A 9,550-nucleotide genomic window follows, 5' to 3' on the forward strand; every position below is an offset into this window, starting at 1 on the left:
CCCTGTCCCGGGGCCGAGCCGTACTGCGGTACACGGGGTACCGAACCGACTGCGACTCAGGGCGGCCGCGTCACCAGACCGCCATGAGGAAGGTCGCGAGTGGGTGACTCGCTCTTCTGAGCTTAACCCGCGGGTAACGAGCGCGCCAGCCCCCGGCTTTGTGATGCGGGTCCCGAGCACCCCGCCCGCACCCTAATCTCTGGGGCATGGACGAAGAGTTGCGATCGCTCACGGAGCGCTTACGGGCGGAGTCGGGCGGATCGACGGCGTACGACCGTCTCCTGGCCACGGACGACCCCGACACCCTGGCCGGTGTCCTCACCGCGCCCGGACAACCGCTCTGGGCCCGCGAACTGGCCGCGTTCCGGCTGGGGCTGGCGGGGGACCGCAGGGCCTTCGAGGCACTCGTCCTCCTCCTCAACCACCGCGATCCGCCGCGCTGTGCCTCCGCCGCCCACGCCCTCGCCCGCCTCGGCGACCCGCGCACCGCACGCGCCGCCGCCGCCCTCGCCACCAACGAACTCCGCGTCGCCTACGCCCTGCACCCGGTCCGCCTGCTCACCGAACTGCGCGCCCCCGAGGCGGTCCCGGCCCTGATCACCACGCTGCGGCGGCGGCTGCGCCCCCACGACCCGTACCGCCGGGTCGCGCTGGCCTGCGTGGAGGGGCTGGGCGAACTCGGCGACCCGCGCGCCGAGCCCGTGCTCAACGAAGCCCTCGCACACCCGGCACTGGCCGAGGCGGCCGTGCGCGCGCTGGCCCGGATCCCCCGGCCGCGCTAGGGGTGTCAGCCGGTGAGCTCCCGCACGTACCGCACCTCGGGCACCGCCACCCCGTCCACCTCGAAGGGCTCCTCCGCCCCGTCCGCGCCGAACCCCGCCCGCTCGTAGAAACGGCGGGCGCGGGCGTTGCCCTTGAGGACCCACAGGTACATGCGCTCGTGACCGGCGGCGGCGCAGCGGCGGACCACCTCGGCGAGCAGCGTCCGGCCCACGCCCCGGCCGATGTGCTCGGGGGGCAGGTACAGGGCGTACAACTCGGCGTCCCCGGTGCGCACATCACCGTCCCGGTACGGGCCGAACGCGGCCCACCCGGCGAGCTCGCCCCCGTCGGTCTCGGCGACCAGGTTCACCACGCTGCCGTCACCGTCGGCCAGACGGGCGCGGTGCCGCTCGGCGTCGGTCCCGATGTCGAGACCGTCGAGATACGACTGCGGGACGAGACCCCGGTACGCGTGCCGCCACCCGCGTATCCGGATCCCGGCGACGCCCTCGCAGTCGTCGGTGGTCATGGACCGCAGTACGAGCCCGCTCACGCTCCCACCACGGCGAAGGCCTCGATCTCCATCAGGAACTCCGGGCGGACCAGCCCGGCGACCTGCACGGCGGACGCGGCCGGCAGCCGGTCGTCCGGTATGTGCTCGGCGCGGGCCGCGCGGATGGCCGGCATGTGCGCCATGTCGGTCACGAAGAAGGTGAGCTTCACGACGTCGTCGAAGGTCGCCCCGGCGGCGGCCAGGCAGCGCCGCAGGTTCTCGAACACCTGGCGGGCCTGGGCCCCGGCGTCGCCCTCGCCGACGACTTCGCCGTCCTCGTCCAGGGCGACCTGGCCGGAGACGGCGACGAAGCGGCCCGTGCCCGTCACCACGTGGGTGTACTGGGCGGCGGGGACCACACCGTCGGGGGCGGGGATGCGGGTCAAGTCGCTCATGCGTTCATGATGGACCACGGGTACGACAGCCCGGTCCCCGACGGCTGGTCAGATGCTCAGCCACGGAAGCCGAGCAGGCCGTGCGCGGCCGAACCGTGCGTCGGTGCCTCCTCCGGCGTCAGCGGCTCGGGGCCGGGCGGCGCGGCGCACACCGAGTCGGCCTCACCGCCGCCTCCGCGCGGCACGGTCCCGTCGGCCGGAACGCGCACGGCGCGTTGTGCGAGGCGTTGTTCCAGGCCATGACGGGCGCCCGCTCGTACCCCTCGGTCAGCGGCTCGACGGTGCGCGTTCACGCTTCCCCACCCAGGGGGGCAGGGTCCGCACCGGACCATGCGGTCCGCATGGGATCACCTGGCTGATCGGGGACGTTCACCGGTCCTTCAGCCGCTCGGTCGTGCGCTTGCGCAGGAGCAGCCACTGCTTGGCGGGAGCGCCGTCCGCCGCGCCCGCGCCGCCGCCCTGGAGCAGCGCGCAGTACGCGGCCGCTCCCGCCCGGGGGACGGCGGGCTGCTGTCCGTGATCATCCCGGTCTATGATCGACGCGGTCATGTTCTTCCAGACCCTGTCGGCCTGCGGTGCGCTGACCATGAGAAGCCACTCCACGTGAATGGGGTCGTCGAGGAAGGCGCGCGCCGCGGGATCCGGGCGTGCCGAAGGTACGGGCCGTGACCGTCTCCGCGCCGGGCAGGGCGGTGTCGGCCCGGTCGTGTCGGCCCGGCTGTGTCCGGAACCCGGTGAGAGTTTCTCCCAGCGCATGACGCCTCCGCGATGTCGCTGCGGCACAGAATAGAACAAGTGTTCCCTTGATCGTGCGAGTGACATCTTCGGTCACCCTCCCGATCACATCCGAACCCCCGATTTGGGCGGCCGGGCGCAGGGGTGGTTGGCTTTGCCCCGACCCGGAGAACCCATGCCCTGGAGGTAAGCGATGGCGCAGGTCGAGGCCACTACGGAGCGGATCGTCGCGGCGGACGCGGAAACGGTGTTCGACGCCCTCGCCGACTACAGCGGCACCCGCGGGAAGGTGCTGCCCGAGCAGTACAGCGAGTACGAGGTCCGCGAGGGCGGTGACGGCGAGGGCACCCTCGTGCACTGGAAGCTCCAGGCCACCAGCAAGCGCGTGCGCGACTGCCTCCTGGAGGTCACCGAGCCCACCGACGGCGAACTGGTCGAGAAGGACCGCAACTCCTCCATGGTCACCACCTGGCGGGTCACCCCGGCCGGCGAGGGCCGGTCCCGGGTCGTCGTGACCACCGTGTGGAACGGTGCGGGCGGCATCGGCGGCTTCTTCGAGAAGACCTTCGCGCCCAAGGGGCTCGCCCGCATCTACGACGCCCTGCTGGCCAGGCTGGCCGCGGAGGTCGAGAAGTGAGGGGTGGCAATCCCTCGTAAACGGTGCGGAGTTGGCTTCTCACCGGTTCGAGTGATCTCGTTGCGTCCCTTCCCTGTCCCGTAACTTGCCGCGCTTGCCCGTAGTTGTCGCTTTCACGCGGGAATTGTCCGGCGGCGCGACGAGGGGAGCGGCACGTGGGCGGGATCACTCTGACGCAGGACGAGCCGGTCACGGCACCGCCGGCCGGGGGCCCGCCGCCCCCGGCACCGGTCGTGGAACAGGGCCTGAGCCCGCGCCGGGTCCGGCTGGTTTTCCTCGCGCTGATGTCGGCGCTGCTGCTCGCCGCCCTGGAGCAGATGATCGTCGCCACCGCGCTCCCGAAGATCGTCGGCGAGCTGCACGGCCTGGACAGGATGTCCTGGGCGATCACCGCCTACCTGCTCACCGCCACCGTCGGACTGCCGGTCTACGGAAAGCTCGGCGACCTGCTCGGCCGCAAGGGCGTCTTCCAGTTCGCGATCCTCGTGTTCGTCGTCGGCTCCGCGCTGGCGGGCCGCGCGTCCACCATGGACCAGCTGATCGCCTACCGGGCGGTGCAGGGCGTCGGCGCGGGCGGCCTGCTGATCGGCGTGCAGGCGATCATCGCGGACATCGTGCCCGCGCGCCGGCGCGGCCGCTTCATGGGGCTGATCGGCGCCGCCTTCGGCCTCGCGTCCGTCGCCGGGCCGCTGCTCGGCGGGTACTTCACCGACCACCTCTCCTGGCGCTGGTGCTTCTACGTCAACGTCCCCTTCGGCATCGTCACCATGGTCGTCGTCGCCCTGGCGCTCAAGCTCCCCAAGCCGGCCGTCCGGGCCCGCTTCGACGTCCTCGGCACCCTCCTGCTGGCCGCCGCCTCCACCTGTCTGGTACTGCTGACCAGTTGGGGCGGCACCGAGTACGCCTGGGACTCCCGCGTCGTCCTCGGCCTCGGCGCGGGCGCCGCCGCGGCCGGCGTCCTCTTCCTCGTCGTCGAGCGTTTCGCCGCCGAACCCCTCATCCCGCTGCGGCTGTTCCGGGACCCCGTCTTCAACGTCACCGGTCTGGTGGGGCTGGTGACCGGCGTCGCCCTGTTCGGCGCCGCCAGTTACCTGCCCACGTACGTGCAGATGGTCTACGGGGTCTCCGCCACCGAGTCCGGACTGCTGATGCTGCCCATGACGGGCGGCCTCGTCGGCGCCTCGGTCGTCTCCGGGCAGCTCATCAGCCGCACCGGCCGCTACCGGTGGCACCCGATCGTCGGCACCGCGCTCTCCGTCGTCGGCATGTGGCTGCTGTCCCGCCTGGAGACCGGCACTCCCCGGCTGCACTACGGCATCTGGACGGCCGTCCTCGGCGCCGGCATCGGCATGGTGATGCCGGTGCTGGTCCTCGCCGTGCAGAACTCCGTGCGCCCCGCCGACCTGGGCACCGCCACCAGCGCCAACAACTACTTCCGGCAGATCGGCGGCAGCGTCGGCGCCGCCGTCTTCGGCACCCTCTTCGCCGGCCGGCTCACCGACGCGCTCCAAGACCGCCTGCCCGCCGGCGCGGGCACCCCGCCCGACGCCGGGTCGATCACCCCCGAGCTGGTGCACGCGCTGCCGCCCGAGCTGCGCGACGCCTACGTGCAGGCCTACGCCGACGCCATGCCGCGCGTCTTCCTCCACCTGGTGCCCGTGCTCGTCCTCGGCCTGCTCATCGCCTTCTTCCTCAAGGAGAAACCACTGGTGTCCCACCACGCCCCCATCGCCGACCCGGCCCAGGACGCACCGCCCCTCCGCACGCGCCTGCCGCACGCCCGCCCCCACGCTCCGGGCGGAGGGACCCCCACCCCGCTCCGCCCGGCGCACACCGGCGGCGTCCCCGTCTGCGGGACCGTGCAGCACTCCGACGGAACCGCCGTACCGCGCGCCGCGCTCACCCTCATCGACGTCACCGGACAGCAGACCGGCCGCGGCGCCAGCGGCGAGGACGGGCGGTACGCGCTGGCCACGCCCGGCCCGGGATCGTACGTCCTGATCGCCGCCGCCGGCGGTCACCAGCCGCAGGCGGTCTCCGTGACCGTCGGCGAGCGGCCCGTCGAACTCGACGTCGTCCTTGGCGGCGCGGGCCGTCTCGCCGGCAGTGTTGTCACCGCCGACGGCACACCGGTGCGGGACGCCGCCGTCACGCTCACCAACGTCCACGGGGAGGTCGTCGCGAGCACCCGCAGCGGCCGGGAGGGCGGTTACGTCATCAGCGAGCTGGTGGCCGGCGAGTACACGCTCGCCGCGAGCGCGCCCGCCTTCCGCCCGGCGGCCCTCCCCGTCACCGTCCAGGCCGCCCGCGAGACCCGCCAGGACGTCGAACTGGCGGGCGGCGCCGTGCTGCGCGGCACGGTGCGGGCCGGCGGTGGACGGCCCGTCGAGGAGGCGCGCGTGACCCTGCTGGACGCGGCGGGCAACGTCGTCGACACCCTCACCACCGGACCCGACGGCACCTTCCGGTTCGTCGACCTGTCGTCGGGCGAGTACACCGTCATCGCCGCCGGCTACCCACCGGTCGCCACCGTGCTCCAGGTGGCCGGCGGCGGCCGGACGGAACGCGACCTCCAGCTGGGCCACGAGGACTGAAACGGTCGGTCGCGCGCGGGAACGCACGCCGGTGCGAGCCGGGGCGGGCAATTCCCGCGACGGCACACATCGCGGCCGACCGCGGCCGTACGGTGGTGACGGCGGTACAGATCTTGCGCAGCCGGGGGAGAGAGGGCCTGGGCCATGGACCGTGGCACCGAGCGGGACGCACCTCCGGACAGCCGCGCGGGGGACGGCGCGTCGGCCGGGCACGGCGACGTCGGCCGCATCCCGCTGGCCGTGGTTGTGGTCGACCGCGACGGACTCGTCTCCCACTGGAGCAGGGGCGCGCGTCGCCTGTTCTCCCTCGGCAAGGAGGACGCGCTCGGCCGCCCCGCGGTCGACCTGCTGCCCGTGACCGGAGCCCTGCCCGGGGAACCCGGGTTCCCCGGGGAAGAGGAGGACACCCCGTACGGGACGTACGCCGCCCACGACGGTCTGGGACCCGGCCTCGGCGCCACCCTCGACGGCGGTCCGGCCTACCCGGCCGCCGGCCTACCCGGCCGCCGGCCGGGCCCGGCCGCCGGCCGGGCCCGGCTGCCGGCCGGGCCCGGGCGGGTCGACGTGCTGTGGTGGGCCTACCCGCTGGTGGGTCCGGGACGCGAGCGGCTGCTGGTGCTGGCCGCCGACGCGGACGGGCTGCTGCGCGCGGACGGGGCCGGGACGTTCGAGCGGATCGCGCCCGGTTTCGCCCTGCACACCGACTTCCCCGGCTCCGAGGACCTCGCCCGCCGGCTCCCCGAGATCCTCCCCAGCATGAGCGTCGGGGACAGCGCCCGTATCGTCGCCCAGGTCCTCGAACTGGGTTACCCCGTGCTTGAGTTCAGCCGGAACGACCGGGTGCCCGTCACACCCGACTGGGGCGTGCCCCGGCGCGCCGAACGCCGGGAGCGGCGGGAGCGGGCCGCCCGCGCCCTCGCGGCCGGCGAGCCGGTGCCCGAGGAACTGCGGGACGAGGGCGAGGACTTCGAGTACGCCGCCGTCCGCGAGCGCCTGGAGTTCCTCAACGAGGTCAGCTCCCGGATCGGCACCTCCCTGGACCTGGCGCGCACCATCGTCGAGGTCAGCAAGGCCGTCGTGCCCCGCTTCACCGACGTCGCCGGCACCTACCTGCGGGAACAGGTCGTCGCCGGTGAGGGGTTCGACGAGGGCGTGCCGGACACCACCACCCTGTGGCACCGGGTCGCCCTGGAGCACACCGACGAACCCGGCCGCTGGGACGACGTCGTCCCCGTCGGCGAGGCCATGCCCTTTCCGGCGCACACCCCGTTCTTCCAGTGCATGACCACCGGCGAACCCGTCCTGGTGCCGCGCATCAGCGAGGAGATGGGCCACGCCATCGCCTCGCAGTTCGACAAGCGGGACATCCGGCCGCTGATCACCGGCCGTTCCATGCTGGTCGTCCCGCTGAAGGCGCGCCACGCCGTCCTCGGGTTCATGATCCTGCTGCGCCATCCGGAGCGGCAGGTCTTCAACGACATGGACCGGGTCACCGGCGCCGAACTCGCCGCCCGGGCGGGCCTCGTGCTCGACAACGCGCGCATGTACACGTACCAGGAGAACGTCGCCGAGACGCTCCAGGACAGCATGCTGCCGCACATCCCGCCGCACATGACGGGCTGCGACATCGCCACCCGCTATCTGCCGGGCACGCTGCTCGGACGGATCGGCGGCGACTGGTTCGACGCGGTGAAGCTGCCCGGCGCCCGCACCGCGCTCGTCGTCGGCGACGTCATGGGGCACGGACTGAACTCGGCCGCGATGATGGGACAGTTGCGCACCGCCGTGCAGACCATGGCCGCGCTGGACCTGCCGCCCGCGCAACTCCTGCGCAACCTCGACGACCTCGCCCAGCGGCTCGGCGACACCTACCTCGCGACCTGCCTGTACGCCGTCTACGACCCCATCGCGGGCGAGCTGCGCCTCGCCAACGCCGGACACGTCCCGCCGGTCCTGGTCCGCGCCGCCGACGGACGCAGCGAACTGCTCGACCTGCCCACCGGGGCGCCCATCGGCGTCGGCGGGGTGCCCTTCGAAGCGGTGCGCGTGCCCGTGGAGCCCGGCGACCGGCTGGTGATGTGCACCGACGGACTGGTCGAGGTGCGCGGCGAGGACATCGGCGTCGGGCTCGCCACGCTGTGCGAGTCCGCCGCCCACCCGGCCGCCTCCATGGACGACGCCTGCGACACCATCATCCGCGCGCTCAACACGCGCGGCGGACGCAAGGACGACGTGGCCCTGCTGATGGCCCGCCTGGGCGGCATCGAACCCGACGACGTCGCCGAATGGCGGATCGCCCCCGAGCCCTCCGAGGTCGGCCGGGCCCGCGCGGCGGTCCGCGAGCAGCTGCACGACTGGGGCCTGCCGAAGCTCGTCGACAGCGCCGAGCTGATGGTGAGCGAACTCGTCACCAACGCCGTGCTGCACTCCCACGCCCGTCCCGTCGCCCTGCGGCTGGTGCGCGGCGACACGCTGTTGTGCGAGGTGGAGGACGACGACCACGAACTGCCGACGCTGCTCGACGCGCGGCCGGCGGACGAGTTCGGGCGCGGACTGCGCGTGGTCAGCACCCTCGCCCGCGAGTGGGGCACCAGCCGGACGACGGCCGGCAAGAGCGTGTGGTTCGAACTGACGCTGCCGCGACGACGCTGAGCGCCGGCGGTGCACGGCGCACTCCGGGGCGAACGAGCCGTGAAGGAACGCGCCGCGCGCTTGTCCGCGCGCCCGGGGCGCGATACACCGTACTGGCCCGTCACACGGGGCGGGCCGGCGTCGCACCCTGGGGAGTCGGGCATGAGCGTGACCAGTCGGTACCGGGAGGCCTGGGAGAGTTTCTGGCGCGAGGCACCGGACGGGCCGGGGGCCGTGTTCTGGGACGCGGAGCCCGCTCTGACCGCGGCCCGCCATCTCGCCCTGTTCGAACCGCATCTGACCGACCCCGGTCTGCCGCTGGTGGACCTGGGGTGCGGCAACGGCACCCAGACCCGCTTCCTCGCCGACCGCTTCCCGCACGTCCTCGGCGCGGACCTCTCCGCCGCCGCCCTGGACCGCGCCCGCGCCGCCGACCCGGCCGGGCAGGCGGCGTACCGGCGGCTGGACGCCGTCGAGAAGGCCGAGGCGCAGGCCCTGCACGCTGAACTCGGCGACGCCAACGTGTACCTGCGCGGAGTGCTGCACCAGTGCGAGGCCGACGACCGGCAGGCGCTGGTGGACGGCATCGCCACGGTGGTCGGTGACCGCGGCCGCGCCTTCCTCGTCGAGCCCTCCGAGGCTGCCGGGGCGGTCCTGCGGGGCCTCGCGACCGGCCCCGGCGGTCCGCCGCCCAAACTCGCGCCGGTCCTGCGGCACGGCATAGCTCCCGGCGAGGTCGACGACGCGGCCGTGCCCGAGTTCCTGACCGCGGCGGGACTGACCGTGCTGGCGAGCGGCACCCTGCCGCTGACCACCACCGAGTACGGCCCCGACGGCACCCGTGTCGCACTGCCGTCCCTCTGGTTCGTGACGGGACGCGCCGCGTCCGCATGAGAACCGTCTCCCCCGCCCCGCGCGTCATGCCCTACGGTCACATCAGTCATCGTCCGGGACGGGGGAGGGGTCGTGGAGCGGGCAAGAACGGTACTCGCCGAGCGGATCGTCGAGCGGCGGGCGGGCGTCGGTGATCCGCGGGCACTGGTCGGCGAGATGCGCAGGACGATCCTGCTGGTCCCGTCCGTCGACGGGCGCCTGTGGAGCGCGCGTTCGGGTGGTGTGCGGTGGGTGTGCGCCTTCACGGACGAGACGGCGCTGGCGCGTTTCGCGCTGCTGCACGGTCCGGGGGAGCGGCCGGTGGAGTACGCCGCGCTGCTGGGCGCGCGGATCGTGGACGAGATCGTGC

Annotated in this window: 9 protein-coding genes and 1 pseudogene; 6 read left to right on the forward strand and 4 right to left on the reverse strand. The window is 73.6% G+C overall.

Annotated elements, in window-relative coordinates; genetic code table 11:
- Positions 1 to 206 precede the first annotated feature (206 nt).
- The gene (locus tag AB0A94_RS30130) at positions 207 to 782 is read left to right on the forward strand and encodes an adenylosuccinate lyase (protein WP_361749099.1); all 576 of its coding nucleotides are present in this window, start codon (positions 207 to 209) and stop codon (positions 780 to 782) included.
- 5 nt (positions 783 to 787) lie between these two features.
- On the opposite strand, the gene AB0A94_RS30135 is transcribed toward AB0A94_RS30130, so the two are convergent.
- The 4 genes from AB0A94_RS30135 to AB0A94_RS30150 form a co-directional block, all read right to left on the reverse strand.
- Positions 788 to 1,291: a GNAT family N-acetyltransferase gene (locus AB0A94_RS30135; protein WP_361749107.1), complete on the reverse strand. Its 504-nt coding sequence runs from the start codon at positions 1,289 to 1,291 to the stop codon at positions 788 to 790.
- Positions 1,292 to 1,311: 20 nt separating this feature from the next.
- Positions 1,312 to 1,710, reverse strand: a complete 399-nt coding sequence (locus tag AB0A94_RS30140) for a RidA family protein (RefSeq protein WP_361749100.1) — start codon at positions 1,708 to 1,710, stop codon at positions 1,312 to 1,314.
- 56 nt (positions 1,711 to 1,766) lie between these two features.
- Positions 1,767 to 1,919, reverse strand: coding sequence for a hypothetical protein (locus AB0A94_RS30145; protein ID WP_361749108.1), 153 nt, complete (start codon positions 1,917 to 1,919; stop codon positions 1,767 to 1,769).
- Between the two features lie 160 nt (positions 1,920 to 2,079).
- Complete coding sequence (locus AB0A94_RS30150; protein ID WP_361749101.1) at positions 2,080 to 2,298, reverse strand: hypothetical protein; 219 nt, start codon at positions 2,296 to 2,298, stop codon at positions 2,080 to 2,082.
- 340 nt (positions 2,299 to 2,638) lie between these two features.
- On the opposite strand from AB0A94_RS30150, the gene AB0A94_RS30155 reads away from it, so the two are divergent.
- The 5 genes and pseudogenes from AB0A94_RS30155 to AB0A94_RS30175 all read left to right on the forward strand — a co-directional run.
- On the forward strand, positions 2,639 to 3,082 hold the full coding sequence (locus AB0A94_RS30155) for an SRPBCC family protein (RefSeq protein ID WP_073931241.1): 444 nt from the start codon (positions 2,639 to 2,641) through the stop codon (positions 3,080 to 3,082).
- Positions 3,083 to 3,237: 155 nt separating this feature from the next.
- Positions 3,238 to 5,676, forward strand: a complete 2,439-nt coding sequence (locus tag AB0A94_RS30160) for an MFS transporter (protein WP_361749102.1) — start codon at positions 3,238 to 3,240, stop codon at positions 5,674 to 5,676.
- A gap of 144 nt (positions 5,677 to 5,820) precedes the next feature.
- Complete coding sequence (locus AB0A94_RS30165) at positions 5,821 to 8,328, forward strand: SpoIIE family protein phosphatase (RefSeq protein ID WP_361749103.1); 2,508 nt, start codon at positions 5,821 to 5,823, stop codon at positions 8,326 to 8,328.
- Between the two features lie 141 nt (positions 8,329 to 8,469).
- Positions 8,470 to 9,201 carry a class I SAM-dependent methyltransferase gene (locus tag AB0A94_RS30170; RefSeq protein ID WP_361749104.1) on the forward strand — a complete coding sequence of 244 codons (732 nt, stop codon included), beginning with the start codon at positions 8,470 to 8,472 and terminating at the stop codon, positions 9,199 to 9,201.
- A gap of 72 nt (positions 9,202 to 9,273) precedes the next feature.
- Positions 9,274 to 9,550, forward strand: a pseudogene (locus tag AB0A94_RS30175) (hypothetical protein); the annotation flags it as partial.

Origin of the sequence: Streptomyces sp. NPDC044984 (assembly GCF_040646935.1) — a bacterium.
GTDB lineage: Bacteria > Actinomycetota > Actinomycetes > Streptomycetales > Streptomycetaceae > Streptomyces.

Excerpts from the sequence above, each read along its gene's own strand:
- AB0A94_RS30130 (WP_361749099.1), top strand. The coding sequence starts at position 207 with ATGGACGAAGAGTTGCGATCGCTCACGGAGCGCTTACGGGCGGAGTCG.
- AB0A94_RS30135 (WP_361749107.1), bottom strand. The coding sequence starts at position 1,291 with ATGACCACCGACGACTGCGAGGGCGTCGCCGGGATCCGGATACGCGGG.
- AB0A94_RS30140 (WP_361749100.1), bottom strand. The coding sequence starts at position 1,710 with ATGAGCGACTTGACCCGCATCCCCGCCCCCGACGGTGTGGTCCCCGCC.
- AB0A94_RS30150 (WP_361749101.1), bottom strand. The coding sequence starts at position 2,298 with ATGGTCAGCGCACCGCAGGCCGACAGGGTCTGGAAGAACATGACCGCG.
- AB0A94_RS30155 (WP_073931241.1), top strand. The coding sequence starts at position 2,639 with ATGGCGCAGGTCGAGGCCACTACGGAGCGGATCGTCGCGGCGGACGCG.
- AB0A94_RS30165 (WP_361749103.1), top strand. The coding sequence starts at position 5,821 with ATGGACCGTGGCACCGAGCGGGACGCACCTCCGGACAGCCGCGCGGGG.
- AB0A94_RS30170 (WP_361749104.1), top strand. The coding sequence starts at position 8,470 with ATGAGCGTGACCAGTCGGTACCGGGAGGCCTGGGAGAGTTTCTGGCGC.